18 protein-coding genes are annotated in these 16,701 nt (G+C 59.4%); 5 read left to right on the forward strand and 13 right to left on the reverse strand.

Going from position 1 to position 16,701, the window contains the following annotated elements:
* The first annotated feature begins 7 nt into the window (after positions 1-7).
* The 3 genes from AB5Y53_RS15395 (at position 8) to putP (ending at position 4,144) form a co-directional block, all read left to right on the forward strand.
* Complete coding sequence (locus AB5Y53_RS15395) at positions 8-1,249, forward strand: mechanosensitive ion channel family protein (RefSeq protein ID WP_368182471.1); 1,242 nt, start codon at positions 8-10, stop codon at positions 1,247-1,249.
* Between the two features lie 185 nt (positions 1,250-1,434).
* Complete coding sequence (locus AB5Y53_RS15400) at positions 1,435-2,361, forward strand: L,D-transpeptidase family protein (protein ID WP_010675523.1); 927 nt, start codon at positions 1,435-1,437, stop codon at positions 2,359-2,361.
* A 274-nt stretch (positions 2,362-2,635) separates the two neighbouring features.
* Positions 2,636-4,144 carry a sodium/proline symporter PutP gene (putP, locus tag AB5Y53_RS15405; RefSeq protein ID WP_069652037.1) on the forward strand — a complete coding sequence of 503 codons (1,509 nt, stop codon included), beginning with the start codon at positions 2,636-2,638 and terminating at the stop codon, positions 4,142-4,144.
* Positions 4,145-4,215: 71 nt separating this feature from the next.
* Here the strand turns inward: putP and AB5Y53_RS15410 are convergent, their stop codons facing one another.
* The 9 genes from AB5Y53_RS15410 to AB5Y53_RS15450 form a co-directional block, all read right to left on the reverse strand.
* Complete coding sequence (locus AB5Y53_RS15410; protein ID WP_368182472.1) at positions 4,216-4,821, reverse strand: NAD(P)H-dependent oxidoreductase; 606 nt, start codon at positions 4,819-4,821, stop codon at positions 4,216-4,218.
* A 54-nt stretch (positions 4,822-4,875) separates the two neighbouring features.
* A complete protein-coding gene (locus AB5Y53_RS15415) occupies positions 4,876-5,307 on the reverse strand; it encodes a MerR family transcriptional regulator (protein ID WP_368182473.1) in 432 nt (143 codons plus the stop codon).
* 767 nt (positions 5,308-6,074) lie between these two features.
* Positions 6,075-7,061 carry a hypothetical protein gene (locus tag AB5Y53_RS15420; protein WP_368182474.1) on the reverse strand — a complete coding sequence of 329 codons (987 nt, stop codon included), beginning with the start codon at positions 7,059-7,061 and terminating at the stop codon, positions 6,075-6,077.
* A gap of 185 nt (positions 7,062-7,246) precedes the next feature.
* A complete protein-coding gene (locus AB5Y53_RS15425) occupies positions 7,247-7,960 on the reverse strand; it encodes a hypothetical protein (RefSeq protein WP_368182476.1) in 714 nt (237 codons plus the stop codon).
* Between the two features lie 157 nt (positions 7,961-8,117).
* Positions 8,118-8,933, reverse strand: coding sequence for a hypothetical protein (locus AB5Y53_RS15430; protein WP_368182478.1), 816 nt, complete (start codon positions 8,931-8,933; stop codon positions 8,118-8,120).
* Positions 8,934-9,038: 105 nt separating this feature from the next.
* Positions 9,039-9,257, reverse strand: a complete 219-nt coding sequence (locus AB5Y53_RS15435; RefSeq protein ID WP_368182479.1) for a hypothetical protein — start codon at positions 9,255-9,257, stop codon at positions 9,039-9,041.
* A gap of 103 nt (positions 9,258-9,360) precedes the next feature.
* Positions 9,361-9,789 (reverse strand): VOC family protein, encoded by a 429-nt coding sequence (locus AB5Y53_RS15440; RefSeq protein WP_368182481.1) that lies wholly within the window; start codon positions 9,787-9,789, stop codon positions 9,361-9,363.
* Positions 9,790-10,168: 379 nt separating this feature from the next.
* Positions 10,169-10,762, reverse strand: coding sequence for an MliC family protein (locus AB5Y53_RS15445; protein WP_368182482.1), 594 nt, complete (start codon positions 10,760-10,762; stop codon positions 10,169-10,171).
* A gap of 110 nt (positions 10,763-10,872) precedes the next feature.
* Complete coding sequence (locus AB5Y53_RS15450) at positions 10,873-11,241, reverse strand: DUF2061 domain-containing protein (protein ID WP_039040193.1); 369 nt, start codon at positions 11,239-11,241, stop codon at positions 10,873-10,875.
* Positions 11,242-11,421: 180 nt separating this feature from the next.
* On the opposite strand from AB5Y53_RS15450, the gene AB5Y53_RS15455 reads away from it, so the two are divergent.
* Positions 11,422-11,643 (forward strand): hypothetical protein, encoded by a 222-nt coding sequence (locus AB5Y53_RS15455; RefSeq protein ID WP_041212421.1) that lies wholly within the window; start codon positions 11,422-11,424, stop codon positions 11,641-11,643.
* 110 nt (positions 11,644-11,753) lie between these two features.
* On the opposite strand, the gene AB5Y53_RS15460 is transcribed toward AB5Y53_RS15455, so the two are convergent.
* Positions 11,754-12,350, reverse strand: coding sequence for an NAD(P)H-dependent oxidoreductase (locus AB5Y53_RS15460; protein ID WP_368182484.1), 597 nt, complete (start codon positions 12,348-12,350; stop codon positions 11,754-11,756).
* Positions 12,351-12,459: 109 nt separating this feature from the next.
* On the opposite strand from AB5Y53_RS15460, the gene AB5Y53_RS15465 reads away from it, so the two are divergent.
* On the forward strand, positions 12,460-13,389 hold the full coding sequence (locus AB5Y53_RS15465) for a LysR family transcriptional regulator (protein WP_368182486.1): 930 nt from the start codon (positions 12,460-12,462) through the stop codon (positions 13,387-13,389).
* A gap of 50 nt (positions 13,390-13,439) precedes the next feature.
* On the opposite strand, the gene AB5Y53_RS15470 is transcribed toward AB5Y53_RS15465, so the two are convergent.
* The 3 genes from AB5Y53_RS15470 to AB5Y53_RS15480 are packed head-to-tail and all read right to left on the reverse strand — an operon-like array spanning position 13,440 to position 16,652.
* Positions 13,440-14,294 carry a 23S rRNA (adenine(2030)-N(6))-methyltransferase RlmJ gene (locus AB5Y53_RS15470; RefSeq protein ID WP_010675514.1) on the reverse strand — a complete coding sequence of 285 codons (855 nt, stop codon included), beginning with the start codon at positions 14,292-14,294 and terminating at the stop codon, positions 13,440-13,442.
* On the reverse strand, positions 14,288-14,749 hold the full coding sequence (locus AB5Y53_RS15475; protein WP_045525673.1) for a DUF2390 domain-containing protein: 462 nt from the start codon (positions 14,747-14,749) through the stop codon (positions 14,288-14,290). Before AB5Y53_RS15475 ends, AB5Y53_RS15470 begins: the two co-directional genes overlap by 7 nt.
* Entirely contained in the window at positions 14,742-16,652 is a 1,911-nt protein-coding gene (locus AB5Y53_RS15480) for an ABC transporter ATP-binding protein (RefSeq protein ID WP_368182488.1), read from the reverse strand. The genes AB5Y53_RS15475 and AB5Y53_RS15480 overlap by 8 nt, the downstream gene beginning before the upstream one ends.
* Positions 16,653-16,701: the final 49 nt, after the last annotated feature.

Consider the following 16,701-nt stretch of genomic DNA (forward strand, 5'->3'; position numbering starts at 1 on the left):
GGTAACGATGAAAGAGATGTTTTTCAACTGGTTGTCAGGCCTGGGGGTCGATGTGACCCCCATGATGGCCCTGGTGATCGCCCTGGGGTTCATCGTGCTGACCGCCATGGTGCTGCACCTGGTGCTGCACCGCATCCTGCTGGTGCGCCTGGTGGGGCTGCTTGGCAAGACCAAGCAGATGTGGCTGCCGCCCCAGTTGCAGCAACGCCTCTTCTACCGGCTCGCCTTCGTGTTCCAGGGGGCCGTACTGCTCGGTCAGGCGGAGATCTGGCTGCCCAAAGCGTCCGAGAGCCTGGCGCTTATCGAGTTGCTGGCCCAGATCTGGATCCTGCTGTTCCTGCTGCTGGCCCTGTTCGCCCTGCTCGACTGCCTGCTCTCCCTGAGCCGTCATACCCGGCTTGGGCGGGATCTGCCCCTGCGCGGCATCTTCCAGGGGGTGAAACTGGTGGCCAGCATCCTGGTGGGCATCCTGATGATCGCCCTGCTGCTCGGCAAGTCGCCGCTCTTCCTGTTCAGCGGCCTGGGGGCCATGACCGCGGTCCTGATGCTGGTGTTCAAGGACCCCATCCTCGGCCTGGTGGCGGGTATCCAGCTCTCCGCCAACCGCATGCTGAGCGTCGGTGACTGGCTGCAGATGGACAAGTACGGCGCGGACGGCGAGGTGACCGACATCGGCCTCACCACGGTCAAGGTGTCGAACTGGGACAAGACCATCACCACCATCCCCACCTATGCCCTCATCTCCGACTCCTTCAAGAACTGGCAGGGGATGACCGAATCCGGCGGGCGCCGCATCAAGCGCAGCGTCAACATCGACATGACCAGCGTGCGCTTCCTCACCTCGCAGGAGCAGTTGCAGCTCAAGCAGGCCAGGTTGTTGGCACCCTACCTCAGCCGCAAGGAGCAGGAGCTCAGCAGCTACAACCAGCAGCTCAGCGATGCCATCAGCTGCCCCATCAATGGTCGCCACCTAACCAACCTCGGCACCCTGCGCGCCTATCTGGACGCCTACCTGCGGGCTCATGCGGGCATTCGCAAGGACATGACCCTGATGGTGCGCCAGTTGGCACCGACCACGGACGGCCTGCCGCTGGAGATCTACTGCTTCACGGCGACCACCGCCTGGGCCGAGTATGAAGGGATACAGGCTGATATTTTCGACCACATATTTGCGATAATTGAGCAATTCCATCTGCGTTTGCATCAGTCGCCAACCGGTTATGACATGCACAGTTGGAAAAACGGCTGATCCCGCTTATGACAAGGTGCCGCGGCGCAGCGCGGCACCGTATTTAATCACCGACCCGTCAGCACGTGGCGGTTGAAATTTGCATGACAGAGGAGAAAAATGGCGGCCTTCTCTTCGCCCCGGGCGCGCCCGTCGCCTCCGCGCTGGCCAGAGTGCTGAACCACCCCCTTTATCACAGGAAAGTTATGAAGCTCCTCCACAACACGGCGGCCGCACTGTGCTGCTCCCTGATCCTGGCCGCCATGCCCGCCCTCGCCATCGAATATGCCCTGCCCGCAGCCAACAGCCGCCTGGTGGGGGAGAACCTGGACTACGTGGTGTCCCCGGAAGAGGCGGGCCAACCCCTGGAAGCGGCAGCGGCCAGATTCCAGCTCGGCTTGACCAACATGCTGGAAGCCAACCCCAAGGCAGACCCCCTGCTGCTGCAGGCGGGCGAGAAGCTGGTCGTGCCGCATCAGCTGATCCTGCCGGATGCCCCCCGTGAAGGCATCGTGCTGAACGTCGCCGAGATGCGCCTCTACTACTACCCCAAAGGCAAGAAGGTGGTGGAAGTGCTGCCGATTGGCATCGGCCAGCTCGGCACCGACACCCCGGAAGACTGGGTGACCAGCGTGCAGCGCAAGAAGGCGGGCCCGACCTGGACCCCGACCGCGAAGATGCACGCCGAGTACGCCGCCCGTGGCGAGACCCTGCCTGCGGTCTGGCCGGCCGGTCCGGACAACCCCATGGGGCTGTTCGCGCTCTACATCGGCAAGATGTACGCCATCCACGGCACCAACGCCCAGTTCGGCATCGGCCTGCGGGTGAGCCACGGCTGCGTGCGTCTGCGCAACGACGACATCGAGTACCTGTTCAAGCAGGTCCCGGTCGGTACCCGCGTCCAGTTCGTGAATCAGCCCATCAAGGCCTCTGTCGAGCCGGATGGCCGCCGCTACCTGGAAGTGCACCAGCCCCTCTCCCGCAACCAGGAGGAGTTCAACTCCAGCCTGCCGGCCCCGCTGCCCATGTCCACCGCCGTGACCCGCTTCATCGCCCACGCGGACAGCGACTCCCAGCTGGTCAAGCAGGCCCTGGAGCAGCGCAGCGGCATGCCCATCGCCATCAACCGCTGATCCCGCCCGTCGGTATCCCGAGCCCCGGCCACTGTCGGGGCTTTTTTATGGCGCGGGGGAGGGGATCATCAGGGTAAACCCTTGGCAGGCCGGGATAAAATCCGGCCTTATTGCAATTGAGTGGTTGCTTGGTTAGGTGTTAAACGTTTTCCGTGTGTTTTTTATTTGTTAAAAGTGGTTGTGGTCCGGCGATCTGCTGATTACTCTAGGCCGGTTTTTTTAAGGAAGAGTCCGTCGCAAGAACGGGCACAGACGTCACATAACGGAGTTTTGAATGACAGCTAGCACCCCCATGCTCATCACCTTTCTGGTGTACATCCTCGGGATGGTGTTGATCGGCTTCATCGCCTATCGCGCCACCCGTAACTTTGACGACTACATTCTCGGCGGCCGCCGGATGGGGAGCTGGGTGACCGCCCTCTCCGCCGGTGCCTCCGACATGAGTGGCTGGCTCCTGATGGGCCTGCCAGGCGCCGTCTTCATCGGCGGCATCTCCGAGAGCTGGATCGCCATCGGCCTCGTCATCGGCGCCTACTTCAACTGGCGCTGGGTGGCCGGTCGGCTGCGGGTTCACACCGAGAAGAACCGCAACGCCCTGACCCTGCCGGACTACTTCACCTACCGCTTCGAAGACAAGAGCCGGGTGCTGCGCATCCTCTCCGCCCTGGTGATCCTGCTGTTCTTCACCATCTACTGCGCCTCCGGTGTGGTGGCCGGTGCCCGCCTATTCGAGAGCACCTTCGGCATGAGCTATGACACCGCCCTCTGGATCGGTGCCGCGGCCACCATCACCTACACCTTCTTCGGCGGCTTCCTCGCGGTGAGCTGGACCGACACAGTGCAGGCGACCCTGATGATCTTCGCCCTCATCCTCACCCCGGTGTTCGTCATCATCGCCGTGGGCGGCATCGACACCGCCATGGTGCAAGTGGCGGCGCAGAACGCCAGCAACCTCGACATGTTCAAGAACCTGGACTTCATCGCCATCATCTCTCTGATGGCCTGGGGTCTGGGCTACTTCGGTCAGCCCCACATCCTGGCGCGCTTCATGGCGGCGGACTCCCACCACTCCATGGCCAGCGCCCGTCGCATCAGCATGACCTGGATGGTGCTCTGCCTGGGCGGTGCCGTGGCCATCGGCTTCTTCGGCCTGGCCTACTTCTCCACCTTCACCGAGCAGGCGGGCGGCGTGACCGCCAACCCGGAGCGAGTCTTCATCGAGCTCTCCAAGATCCTGTTCAACCCCTGGATTGCCGGCGTACTGCTCTCCGCCATCCTGGCGGCGGTCATGAGTACCCTCAGTTGCCAGTTGCTGGTCTGCTCCAGCGCCATCACCGAGGATCTCTACAAGCCCTTCCTGCGCAAGAACGCCTCCCAGAAAGAGCTGGTGTGGGTCGGCCGCGCCATGGTGCTGCTGATCGCCCTGGTGGCCATCGCCGTCGCCACCAACCCGGAAAACCGGGTGCTGGGGCTGGTGAGCTACGCCTGGGCCGGTTTCGGTGCCGCCTTCGGCCCCGTGGTGCTGCTCTCCGTGCTCTGGTCCCGCATGACCCGCAACGGCGCTCTGGCTGGCATGCTGGTCGGTGCCCTGACCGTTATCATCTGGAAGCAGTTCGGCTGGCTGGGTCTGTACGAAATCATCCCGGGCTTCCTGTTTGCCACCCTGGCCATCGTGCTGTTCAGCCTGCTGGACAAGGCCCCCTCCAAGGCCATGCAGGATCGCTTCGCAGAAGCCGAGCAGGAGTTCCAGAGCCCCATGGCAGACGCCATCGCGGCAAAATAACCCCCGCCTCGACGACAAAAGCCCCGCAACTGCGGGGCTTTTTAATGGGCAAAACATGCCCATGGCAGGGATTAGGCGGGGCGCCTGCCCAGCCGCTGCACATCCTGGCGGGCGGCGGCCCCGGCCTGGCGGAGCCAGTGCTGGCGGGCCCCCTCATCCGAGGTGTGGACGGGCCCCAGATGTTGGCGGTGGGTCAGCCGGATGCCGCACAGCCCCAGCACCGGCTTGTCCAGGGTGCGCTCCAGGGGGGCTCCCTGCCACCAGCGGTAATACCAGGGGGGGCTGTCCATGGTGAGCAGCAGGCGCGCCGTCTTGCCGGCGAGCAATTGCTCCGGGTGGGCCTTCCCCGGCTGGTAGCGAAAGGCGAAACCCGGCAGCAGGGTGCGATCCAGCAGCCCCTTGAGCCGGGCTGGCAGGTGGCCCCACCAGACGGGGGCGACGATCACCAGATGGTGGGCTTGCGTCAGACTCTGCTGCACCGCCTGCAGATCGGGTTCGAGGGGCTGCACCTCGTCATAGCCATGGTGAAGATCCGGCGCGAAGGCGAGCTCCCCCACGTGATGCAGGGTGACGCGCGCGCCCCCTTGCTCGGCACTGCGGGCATACTCTCGGGCGAGGGCGTGGCAGAGGCTGTCGGGTTTGGGGTTGCCGTTGAGAACAAGCAGGTTGGGGGTCATGGTATGGCTCCTTGAAGTGAGCCCCCATTACACCCCTTGTCCCATGGGACAGAGTCAAGCCACCTTTTGCCCCCGATCCGCGGCGGCGGGATGATCCTGAGCGTCGGGGGATTGCCGCGCCGGGGCGCCATAGCGGCAGGGGTGCTGCGCCAGCAGCGTGGCGCACTGGCTCAAGCCCTGATGCTGGCGTTGCAGCCTGGCGACCTCCGCTTCGATCTGCGCCAGCTTGTCCGCGATAAGCTGCTCCACCTTCTGCCAGGGGAAGTGGTCGAGGCTGGTGACGCCCGCGAGCAGGGGAACCAGCTCCCCGAGCCTGCAGCCAAGCCGCTGGGCCTCGCGGATAAAGCCGACCCACTCCAGATCCTCGGCCCGGTAGACGCGATACTTGCCGCGCCGCCTGGGCTCGGGCAGCAGCCCGAGCTGCTCGTAGAGACGGACAGCCTTTGGGGTGGTGCCCGCCAGCCGGGCAAACTCGCCGATATACATCTTGCTGCTCGCAAAGGTGGTTTGAGTAGGGGCTCACTATAGGTCAGTGGCTGGCGGGAGAGAATCCCCATGGGGGAGTTGTCGGCGCAGTGCAGGGAGGATAGGGGGATGGTTCTGTGACGGCATCGCCGCGTCCCTGGCACGGCGCAGGAGCAGTGTATTGCGCCGACTGCGCTCTGGATATGGCGATGCTCCATCGAATGGGAGGGCCTTGCCCTCGACGGGGTTTCGCCCACCATTCTGGAGGCGCTCAGCCAAGCTCCTAGCCTATGGCAAGCATCACAATCCCTGCGGGATTGCCGCTATGCGGGGTTTCGCCCGCCCTGCGGGCTGTGGCGAGTGACTTTTCTTTGCGTGGCCAAAGAAAAGTCACCAAAAGAAAGGCCACCCCCCGCCAATCCGACCGCTTCGCGGTTGCCCTCGGGTCAGTCGCCAGGTCGGGCGGGCCGCCGCAGATGGGGCATCCATGCCCCGCTGCGGCTGCGCCATCATCCCTGATGGCGCTCCTGACCTTGTTCCCTCCCCTCGGCGGATTGGAGGGGGAGCCAATACCGTGCCCGACAGTCACCAAGGGGGCTTTTGCGAGTCAGTTGGCCGCTATGCGGCGCTCAGAGCGGTGGGGGTCCCAATTTTCTTTCCATGCTCGTTTCTCTGCGATCCCACATAACGCCGTTGTAACCGGCAAAAAATTGTTGGCTAAAATGTGAAGCGAAGCGTAACCGCCAACAAGTTTTTTGTCCGCGTTGACGACCTTGTTATGCAATTTATCACTTCTTCTTTGCCCCCATTTTCTCAACTAAAGTAGAAAACGATGGAGTATTTGAGAGCAGAAGATCTAAGTCTGAATTGCGAGCATACCTGCGAGCCATCTTCCCATTTCGATTTGTGAGCATTAGTGTTGCATTGTAATAATCTGCCGAAACAAAGCTCTCTAGCCACCCTTCAATTTCTTGAGATAACACTATTACTTCAGCTCCAAGAGCCTTTAGTTTATTTATTTGCTCTTGCTGTTTTTCAGGGTTTGACAATGGTGTAATAATAGTCGCTACATTAACTGTATTATTTTTACTTATAGATTCAGCAAGTTGTGCTATTGCCAGTTGGCCGCCCGCAGGTATAACGCTATACTGTGCACTAATTTCAAAACGATCAAGTAAAGCTTGAATTGTGCGCACATCTTGCTCTCCTTCTACTAATATATTCCACTTTTTGGCGATTGTATCTTTAGTTGTTGAATATGCACTCTCTTGTTTAGCACCATTTAAGTATGTTTCTAGGGGATAGAAAGGTTGCCCATAATTTGCAGCATAACGAAGCTTTGCGCGCATAGCTTCTCTCATAGTGATTTCCCCCGCATCTATGAGGCATAGATCCGTGTGACCAAATAGAATCAGGTTAAGTTCTTTTCCATTTAACAATGCATCTATAGCGTCTTTACTGTAATCAGACATGGAAAAGAAAACCCCAATAGTTCCGATCAGTTTCCCATCAACTTTACCTTTGAATGAGTATAGAGCAGATGCAGGTATTGGATCCTTATGCCATTTGGCTTCTAACAAGAAAAAACTATTTCCAATTGAAAAAGAGCCATCAATCTCTTCACCCGAGGGGCGCATACTCGTACTAGGGTCCATATCTTCATTGAAAAACATTTGGACTAAAATTCGTTCAAAATCTCTACCTCGTTGCTGATACCAAAATGGTTTTGTTTCCTCGGGAGGTGTCAATAAGTCCTTTAAACGTTTATTTTCCAAGTTGCGTCTCCATAAATTTTGGGGCTAGAACGGAACTTCATAGATCGCACTAGTTGCATAACGCCGCGTTAAGTAGTGAGCAACGCCACCACGAAACTTAATCATACTAACGTAAACACAAAACCCAACGACGGAATAAAAAATGCCATGCGTTGCGAATCCCTCTTGAACAGTTTGTTAGATGCTTAATAGCGGAAATATTCATGCCATGCTGGCAAGAACAATCTTTCTAGATCTTCAACTGGTACTTGGTTGAGATAGTTGTTGTGACAAAAGCAGTGGCGACATTCACGTAGCGTAATAATACCCCAAAGACTTTTGTCTCTTCGAGTAGCTTTTTTGAGTGCCCTCATAGCCTCTTTTCGCAAAGAAATATCATCGTGAATTATAACTTTGGGGTTGTCCAGTATTATCTCCTCCAAGTTTTCAAACAACACTGGTCGGTCAGGTTTTCGGATAGTGAACATCTTTTGCTGAGTCAGATAGTCTTCCCACGACTTTCTCAACTCTTTAACGCTTTTAAAGTACTTATCAGAGTGCTTAAGTTTATTGTTCCAGTAGATAGGGTTGTTCTTTGTCACCCAAATATCTAAATCATCATCTAACAAAAAGTCTATGTTAAATTTAAATAGTACTGGTCCATATAGATTTTGACGAGGGAAATAACCATGGAGATCGACAACATCAATAAAGACGTCATCCCATACGTCAAAATATTTATCATCGTCATCTGAGCTTTGATTTGTTTGGATTAAATCCTCTTTCTCTACATCACCACGAGACAGCAATCCCCCTTCTTCGATAAATGTAATTGCTGTTGCAAGTGAGTTTGCATGATGAAAGTGCGTAACACCTTTTTGAACTAATAATTCATGTAATTCTTGATTGTCTAGTTTCATACATAATCCTTCATGTGTGGCGAGTGACACCTAACGCCCGCCTAAGGGGCTGGCAACGCATTATCACTAAACTCAAATACAACAACTGCAACCACCGCGGCTCAATGGGACTGGAAACGCCACGCGTTGACAGTCCCTCTTGAGGCGTTTGTTAAGTTTATCTTTGAAGCGCCACTCGTTCTAACCCACTGGCCACAACGTAAGGCTTACCATTTTGCGATGTGTTCTTTTCACCAAGGATTAAAAGAAATGCTCCGGCAAAATCTTCAACATCATCAATATTGTGTCGCTGATAAAATGCATCTACATTTTCTGCCCGAATTAGACAACTGATATTTCCCCGACCACCCGAATTTAACCACAGATTGCCGTTATTTCCCAATCGAGCGTCAGCTAGTAGTCCCCAATAACCATGGAATTGATCGTCATGCTGTTCATCTACGTCGGCAAAGTTAACGAAAAAGTTAGCCACTGTCGTTGGCTCATTTTCACCGAGTGTGATTTGTTGCTGAGAGTTTCTAAATTCTTCTGAGTTAATTAGGTTACGCAAAAGTGTGCTTAAGCGCCTTTGCATATTTGCATTAGGACGAGGCCTGTTGCCAACATGACGGCCACGCCCCTCGTTGCCACCTTCCTGATTATTTGGCTCAACATCTGTATTTACTCTTGGCGCTGCACCATAATTTAAGTCAATGATAATATTCTGGCCTGGATTTCTGATGCGGTCTTCATCTCCGCCCTCATTTTCCACTCGTTGAGTCTCTGCTGAAGCAAAAGAGCAATCTGCTTCATGCGGTCTAGCTCCAAAACAAGCTGCTTGACCTGTCCGAGAGGCCTTTCGGAAAAAAGCATCTTTTTCACATTCAGTACATACTAAATTTTGCCGCTTCTCAGACATTTCGTTTGGCGGCAACTGTGAAAAATCTACCGCGTTATACGTGTTACCATCTAACGTACATTTTGCTATATCCACTATTTACTCCATAAACTTAACGTTTGACGTGAGGGACGGCCGTAGCCGCAGGCGGAGGGAACCCAAAGCGCAGCTTTGGGTTCCCTTTCGACGGAATTGTTAGGGCTATTTTTCAAGTAAGGCACTGTAGTAATCTGCGACGTTATTTTCCGGCCCTTGCATGATGCGATTGAGCGCACGCCCCCAAGGCCAGAAGTTGACGACTGACTTGGTTTTAAGTCCCGGGAATTTATGCCCATTCAAATTGACGATGCCCCACTCCCCACCGTGATTGCGACGGTAGACCTCGCCGATGTAACTGCCATAGCCTTTGGCGAATGACATGGCTTGCTCTTGAGTCGGGCGCAGCTTTGTGGTGATGAATGAGGAGTGCATCAACGCAGTGGACAATTAGGACACCCACCTTTTGGAGTACTCCGCCTTCTTGCTAAAACCGAATCTCCACCGATTCCGCACTGCGCTTTGCCTCGCCGTGATACACCGCTTCGATATTGTTGCCGTCCGGATCGAGCACAAAGGCGGCGTAGTAGCCGGGGTGATAGACCCGCTCGCCGGGGGCGCCGTTGTCTTGGCCGCCGTTGGCCAGCGCTGCCTGATAGAAGCGATCGACTGTGGCGCGGTCCTGCGCCTGAAAGGCGAGGTGATGGCGACCTGTGAGTACGCCAAGCGCCGCCGGGCTGTCGATGGATGTGACAAACAGCTCGTCAGCCCAGAAGTAACCCTCACCCGCGCCGCCGATTGGCACATCGAGGGTGGCCAGTATGGCCCTGTAAAAGCGCTCGCTGGCGGTCAGGTCTTTCACCACCAGTTGGAGATGGTCGATCAGCCGACCCCGATGCAGTGTGTGCGTTTCCATACATTCACTCCACTCGACATGGTTGAATCAGTCACTTACCTCTTGCCGGTTGTGCCCTTTGGCGACGCTACCGCCCTGAATGTCAGCTTCCAGCTTGCTGCGATTGACCAAAAGGGCGTGGTTGGCATGGCTCATGGGAGACTCCGACGAGGCGTGTGTTGCCAATTGGCTATATTAACGGCCCGCGAGCGAAGGAAAAGGAGGAAATGGCGAATTGCCGGGCAAGATCAACAAATGGAGGCCAGCCCGAAGCCTGGCGCCCGGGCTGGATTGGCGAGAGGGGGCTGGGCATAGGTAAAAGGGGGCGAGTGGTCACCTGTCGGTGACCCTCTTGCTGCCTGTACGGAAGTGCTTGCCCGGCCTCTGGCCGGGTGGGGGATCAGTTGCCCGGGATCTCGTTGCAGTTGAGGGTGGGCTGACCGTAGCGCTCCAGCATGGCGTCGCTCCCCTTGGTCCAGAGGGTGAGGTTTTGCCCCTCGTAACGGGCGCCGCTGGCGCTGGGGGTCTCATAGGCGAGCACCTGCTGCTGGTCGTTCCCCTCGCTCAAATTGATCATGGCGGCGGGCCGCTTGGCCTCGTTGTAGAAGTAGGTGGAGAGGGTGAGGCTCTTGCCGCACTGGTAATCAATCGGCGTCGGCACCCTCAGTTGGCCGCCTTTTATCTGCAACTCGGTGATCCGCAACTGGTAGCTCTCTTCCACGCACTGGCGCAGGTCGCCCGCCTTCCAGCAGTCGTTGCGCCCCTTGATCCAGCCGCGCTGGATGGCGCGCTCGCTCTTCTGCTGCTCGGGGGAGAACCCGGCAATCGCCTTGGGATAGAGGGCTGACAGCTCGTTATCCAGCGCAGCCAGTCCGGCATCCTTGCAGATGAGGGTTTCGGCGGCGCCTTTCGCCTTGGCGCACTCGAAGGACGGGGTGGCCGCCACGGCCAGCAGAGGGGAAAACAGCAGGGTTCCAAGCAAGATCTTGTTCATCGACAGGGCTCCAACAGGGGGCATGATGCCCCGTGACCAGAGCACACTTTACACCCGAAGTAGGCAGGAGCACCCCGTGTTTTTGGGTGCCGGGCGGCCCTGCATGGCAATCAGACGCCGGCCAGCGCCAAGGTCTGGCGGCTGCGCCACAGCCGCTCGTGGAAGAAGAAGACGACGGTGTTGATGGCAGGTTCGATCAGTGCCATCACGCCGCCGGTGAGCAGCTCGCCACTCAGCAGGTAGGCGACACCGAAGGCCACCGAGAAGTGGACCAGGGCGAAGCTGCTGGTCTTGGCCTGCAGGCTGTGGTGGGGCTTGAGCTTGTGCCAGCCAAGGTCGTGGAAGTAGAAGGCGACCGTGTTCACGGCGGGCTCGATGAGGGCGATCAGGCTGGCGGTGAGCAGTTCGCCGGTCAGCAGGTAAGCCACGGTGAAGGCGACACAAAAGTGCAGGATGGCGAAGCTGATGGTCTTTTTCATGGTGGTGTCTCCTCTGGCGATGAAGGCAGTATCACCCAGAACTCCATTAAATGAAAACCATTCTCATCTATCGGCGAAATAGAAAATGCCTATCGACCGGGGGAGGCACCACCAGATTGGGAGTTGCCCGGGACCATGGCGGCGCTAGAGTGTGCCTTTTGCCATGAAAAAGGAGCTTTCATGACCATCAACTCCAACCTGTTTGTTCTCTTCATGCTGCTGATGATGATCGTCGTCGGCGTGGTGGCCTGGCGACTGGCCCGGCGCAAGAGCCGCCACCCGGGGCTTGTCACCTTCCTGTGCGTGCTGCTCTGCCTGGTGCCGCCCTTTGCCCTGCTGGCGCTGCTCATTCTGGCGCTCTGGCGGGACATGCCCGCAGGCCCCGATGCGAGGCAAGCCTAGTCTCTTCCGCTACTGCCGCAGTCATAGAAAAGCCCCTTGCGGGGCTTTTTTACTTGGAATGTCCCGCGCAGCAGGTGGCCGGTTGGAAGGGGCAAGATAGGGTGATGGCCCTACCTGCCGAGGCCAGCGATCCGAGCATGGGCCTCGCGCATTCCCTGTTCCGCCCCGTGGGGGCGCAGATCCATCCCCTCTGCGTAGACGAAGTCCACCGGGATGCCCATCAGGCCGAGCACGGACTTGAGGTAGGGGGTGACCGCATCTGTCGTCTGTCCCTGATGCACGCCGCCGCGGCTGCTGAACACCAGGGCGTTGACCCCCTCCACCAGCCCCATGGGGTAGGTGTCGGTGTAACGGAAAGTCACCCCAGCCCGTGCCACCAGATCGAACCAGTTCTTGAGGGGTGTCGGTACATTGAGGTTGTACATGGGGGCGCCGATCAGCAGCAGGTCGGCGGCCTTGAGTTCGGCAATCAGCCGATCCGACAGCGCCACCGCCTGCCGGATGGCCTCATTGGCCGGTTCAGCCCCGCGCAGGGCGTGAAACAACGGGCTGTCGAGGACGGGCAAGTCGAGGGCGGTCAGGTCGCGCACCACCACCTGGTCCTGGTGGCCCTGCTCCCGGCGTGTTTGCAGGAAGTGCTCCATCAACTGGTTGGTGCGGGATGCGGGGCCGTTGAGGCTGGATTGCAGCAGCAGGATCTGGCTCATGAGGGGAACTCCATCTGAAACGTGTGAAGAATGAAGGGAGCTTACCAGTCATTTTTTTCTGCAGTGCTGATAGTATTTCGCCATATTGGTTCCAAAAGGTATGCAATAGATGGCAAACACGCTCAACGGCATCGATCTCTTCGCCACCGTGGTGGAGGCGGGCAGCTTCGCCCAGGCGGCGGAGCGGCTTCACCTCACCCGCTCGGCGGTGGGCAAGGGGGTGGCGCGGCTGGAGCTGCGTCTCGGCGTGCAACTGTTTCATCGCACCACCCGCAGCCAGAGCCTGACCGAGGAGGGGGCGCTCTTCTATCGCCACTGCCTGCGGGCGCTGGAGGAGGTGCGTCTTGGGGAAGCGGCGCTGGCCAGCAACAAGCTCACCCTCAACGGCAGATTGAAGGTCTCCATGCCGGTGCTGTTCGGCCAGCAGTGCGTGGCCCCCATTTTGCTGGCGCTGGCGAAGGCGCATCCCGGGCTGGCCCTGGAGCTGTCGTTCAGCGATCGCAAGGTGGATCTGGTGGAGGAGGGGGTGGATCTGGTGATCCGCAACGCAGAGCCGCCGGACAGCCTGGATCTGGCGGCGCGCAGGCTCGGGGAGCACGGCATGACGCTCTGCGCCTCGCCCGCCTATCTGGCCGAGCGGGGAGAACCTGTGACCCTGGCTGAGTTACCGGAGCACGAGTGCATCGCCTATCTGCGCCAGGGGCGGGTGCTGTCGTGGTGGTGGCAGGAGGCCGAGGCATGGCGCGAGGTTCAGCCCAGAGGGCGGTTGCAGATGGACGATCTCAACGCCATCACCCAGGCGGCTATCGCGGGCTTTGGTCTCGCCTGGCTGCCGACCTGGCTGGCGCGGCCCCACGTTGAGCGGGGCGAGCTGCGCGAGCTGCTGGCCCGGTTGCCGGGTCGGCGCTATCCCATCAACGCCCTCTGGCCCCATGGCCTGCATCTGCCTCTCAAGACCCGGCTCGCCATCGACTGGCTGGTGAGCCACCTGCCCGAGCGGCTGGCCAGCGTGAGCGGGCCGGATCATCTGCCCCAATGAAAAAGGGCCTGCTGTGGCAGGCCCTTTTTCATTTTCTGTGGTTCCGAGGGTCAGGCTTCGGCCTTGTTCAGCCACTCCACCCTGTACTGGGCGCCGGCGCCCTGGGCCAGCCTGGCGCACAGGGGTTTCAAGAAGGCCTCGATCTGCTCGTCCAGCATCCAGGGGGGGCTGACGATGAGCATGCCGGAGCCGTTCATGCCCCAATCGGCAGTCTGGCCGGCCACTTCCAACTCCGCTACCAGGACGTTGCCGAAGTTCTCGCGCTTGATCGCTTTGAGCATGTCGCGGGACTTGTCCGCCTCTTGCCCGAGGATGGGATACCAGAGGGCGTAGATGCCGGTGGCCCAGCGCTTTTGCGCTTTTTTAAGGGTATCGACAACGGCGAAGTAATCTTCCTTCAGCTCATAGGGGGGGTCGATGAGCACCAGGCCGCGGCGCGGGGTGGGGGGCAGCAGGGCCACCAGCCCTTCGAAGCCGTCGCGATGGTGGACGGCGACGCGGGGGTCGTACCCCATGTTGGCGCGAAGATCCTCCACCTCGTTGTTGTGCAGCTCCATCAGCGCCAGCTTGTCCTGATCGCGGATAAGGCGGCGGGAGAGCTCCGGCGAGCCGGGGTAGTAGTGCAGCTGGCCATCGCTGTTCATCTCCTCGATGACACCCAGATAGGGGGCCATGGCAGACCACTGGGCCCGCTCATCCCACAGGCGTTTGATTCCGTCGGCGTATTCCGCCTTCTTTTGGGACCAGTCGCCGCGCAGGTCGTAGAGACCGCCACCGGCATGGGTGTCCAGCACGATGAAGGGTTTTTCCTTCTTCTTGAGGGACTCGATGATCAGGGCCTGGACGGCGTGTTTGAGCACGTCGGCGTGGTTGCCGGCGTGAAAGGCGTGGCGGTAGCTCAGCATATGAGATCTCTGAGGGGGCCCTGCTGGGCACCCAGTAACGATAGATAGTGAAACAGGTTGCGGCTGTCGCCGCGAAACAGGGCGAGGGTGCGCAGGGTCTGCAGCAAAACCCCCTGTTGCAGCCGCTCCAGCTCCAGTTCGTGGGCCAGCATGGTCTGGTACTCCTCGGCCCCCACCCGTGACTTGGCCTGCTGGCGCAGGGTGCGCCAGGGGAGCAGCACCGCCTCGGTCTGTACCAGGGCCGGTTGCAAGTCCGTGAGGTCGACCGGGATCCGGAGCAGGTCGAGGTGGTGCAGCAGGAGCGCCAGGTTGACGTTGCCCCCCTGGCTCTGTACGTGGAGCCAGTCCTGGCTGCGCTGGCCATAAGCGCCTGTGCTCCATGTCCAGAACTCGGAAGGGGTGGGCAGGGCGTCGGGGCTGACCCGCTCGCTGGCCATCAAGGCTTCATCACGCAAAGAAGGCCTGCTCCATGGTTTCCAGCTCTTCAGAGAGGCTCATCCACTCCAGCTCGACGTGCTCCAGCTCCTCCTTGAGGGGGCCCTGGGACTTGAGCAGCTCGGAGAGCTTGCCCTTGGCGCTCTCTTCATAGATGGCGGGATCGGCCAGCTGGTGCTCGATGTCGGCGAGCCTGCCTTGCAGCTTCTCCATGCTGGCCTCGAGCTTCTCGAGCTTCTGGCGAAGCGGCCGGGTTGCTTGCCGGAACTGGGCCTCAAGGCGCTTCTGATCCTTGCGCGCCACCGCCGAGTTGGCGGAGACGGGGCCATCTGCCGGCTTGGCATTGGCCTCTTTCTCCTGCTCGCCGAGCCACTTGTGGTAGTCGTCGAGATCCCCATCGAAGGGCTCGACCCGGCCGCCGTGGACCAGATAGAAGTCATCCGTGGTGGTGCGCAGCAGATGACGGTCGTGAGAGACCACCACCATGGCGCCCTCGAACCCTTGCAGGGCCATGGTCAGGGCGTGGCGCATCTCCAGATCCAGGTGGTTGGTCGGTTCATCCAGGAGCAGCAGGTTGGGCTTTTGCCAGGTGATGAGGGCCAGCACCAGACGCGCTTTCTCACCGCCGGAGAAGGGGGCTACCTTGTCGAGTACCTTGTCGCCGTGAAAACCGAAGCTGCCGAGGTAGTTGCGAAGCTCCTGCTCGGTCTTGTCCGGGGCCAGGCGCACCAGGTGATCGAGGGGGCTGTCATCGAGGCGCAGGGTCTCGAGCTGATGCTGGGCGAAGTAGCCGATGCTCACCCCGGCGCTCACCTCCAGCTTGCCCGACAGCGGCGGGTTGCTACCGGAGAGCATCTTGATAAAGGTGGACTTGCCGGCGCCGTTGCGACCGAGCAGGCCGATGCGCGAGCCCGGCACCAGGTTGAGCTTGATCTTCTCGAGGATCACCTTGTCGCCGTAACCGGCGCTGAGGTTCTCCATGGCGATGAGCGGGGTCGGCAGGGCCGACGGCTCGCGAAACTCGAAGCTGAACTCGGAGTCGGCGTGAGCGGGCAGGATCTTCTCCATCCGCTCCATGGCTTTGAGCCGGCTTTGGGCCTGACGGGCCTTGGAGGCCTTGTAGCGGAAGCGGTCCACATAGGATTGCATGTGGGCCATCTCCCGTTGCTGCTTCTCGTACATGGACTGCTGCTGGGCCAGGTGCTCGGCCCGTTGCAGTTCGAAGTCGGAGTAGCCGCCGCTGTATTCGTTGAGCTTGCCGTTCTCGATATGGATGATGCGATTCACCACGGAATCGAGGAAGTCGCGGTCGTGAGAAATGAGCACCAGCGTGCCCTGATAGCCCTTGAGCCACTTCTCCAGCCAGATGACGGCGTCCAGATCTAGGTGGTTGGTCGGTTCATCCAGCAGCAGCAGATCGGAGCGGCAGAGCAGCGCCTGGGCCAGGTTCAGGCGCATGCGCCAGCCACCGGAGAAGCTTCTGACCGGCGAGTCGAGCTGATCGCCGCCAAAACCCAGACCGTGCAGCAGCTCGGCGGCGCGGGCGCGAATGCTGTAGGCACCTATGGTATCGAGCTTGCCGTGCAGCTCGGCCACCAGCAGACCGTTGTCATCCGCCTCGGCCCGGGCGAGCTCGCCCTCCAGGGCGCGGAACTCCTTGTCGCCGTCGATCACGTACTCCAGGGCGGAGCAGTCCAGCGCCGGGGTCTCCTGGGCCACGCCGGCAATCTGCCAGCCGGCGGGCAGACTGAAGCTGCCGTTGTCGATGGCCAGCTCGCCCCGCACCAGCGCAAAGAAGGTGGACTTGCCACAGCCGTTCTTGCCCACCAGGCCCACCTTGTGGCCGGGGTGTATGGTGGCGGACGCATTGTCCAGCAGCGTGCGGCCGCCGCGGATCAGTTCGATTTGACTGGCAACTATCATGGATGGGTCTGCTTGGCTCGATTGAAGGAGAGAAACTGGCGCGGATCTT

It is taken from the genome of Aeromonas sp. R7-5, from assembly GCF_040908015.1.
Lineage (GTDB): Bacteria > Pseudomonadota > Gammaproteobacteria > Enterobacterales > Aeromonadaceae > Aeromonas > Aeromonas caviae.

Bases quoted from the DNA above. Each gene is read 5' to 3' on its own strand.
- AB5Y53_RS15395 (WP_368182471.1), top strand. From the start codon at position 8: ATGAAAGAGATGTTTTTCAACTGGTTGTCAGGCCTGGGGGTCGATGTG.
- AB5Y53_RS15460 (WP_368182484.1), bottom strand. From the start codon at position 12,350: ATGAGCCAGATCCTGCTGCTGCAATCCAGCCTCAACGGCCCCGCATCC.
- AB5Y53_RS15400 (WP_010675523.1), top strand. From the start codon at position 1,435: ATGAAGCTCCTCCACAACACGGCGGCCGCACTGTGCTGCTCCCTGATC.
- AB5Y53_RS15435 (WP_368182479.1), bottom strand. From the start codon at position 9,257: ATGTCATTCGCCAAAGGCTATGGCAGTTACATCGGCGAGGTCTACCGT.
- AB5Y53_RS15450 (WP_039040193.1), bottom strand. From the start codon at position 11,241: ATGAAAAAGACCATCAGCTTCGCCATCCTGCACTTTTGTGTCGCCTTC.
- AB5Y53_RS15480 (WP_368182488.1), bottom strand. From the start codon at position 16,652: ATGATAGTTGCCAGTCAAATCGAACTGATCCGCGGCGGCCGCACGCTG.
- AB5Y53_RS15455 (WP_041212421.1), top strand. From the start codon at position 11,422: ATGACCATCAACTCCAACCTGTTTGTTCTCTTCATGCTGCTGATGATG.
- putP (WP_069652037.1), top strand. From the start codon at position 2,636: ATGACAGCTAGCACCCCCATGCTCATCACCTTTCTGGTGTACATCCTC.
- AB5Y53_RS15425 (WP_368182476.1), bottom strand. From the start codon at position 7,960: ATGAAACTAGACAATCAAGAATTACATGAATTATTAGTTCAAAAAGGT.
- AB5Y53_RS15445 (WP_368182482.1), bottom strand. From the start codon at position 10,762: ATGAACAAGATCTTGCTTGGAACCCTGCTGTTTTCCCCTCTGCTGGCC.
- AB5Y53_RS15465 (WP_368182486.1), top strand. From the start codon at position 12,460: ATGGCAAACACGCTCAACGGCATCGATCTCTTCGCCACCGTGGTGGAG.
- AB5Y53_RS15415 (WP_368182473.1), bottom strand. From the start codon at position 5,307: ATGTATATCGGCGAGTTTGCCCGGCTGGCGGGCACCACCCCAAAGGCT.
- AB5Y53_RS15440 (WP_368182481.1), bottom strand. From the start codon at position 9,789: ATGGAAACGCACACACTGCATCGGGGTCGGCTGATCGACCATCTCCAA.
- AB5Y53_RS15410 (WP_368182472.1), bottom strand. From the start codon at position 4,821: ATGACCCCCAACCTGCTTGTTCTCAACGGCAACCCCAAACCCGACAGC.
- AB5Y53_RS15470 (WP_010675514.1), bottom strand. From the start codon at position 14,294: ATGCTGAGCTACCGCCACGCCTTTCACGCCGGCAACCACGCCGACGTG.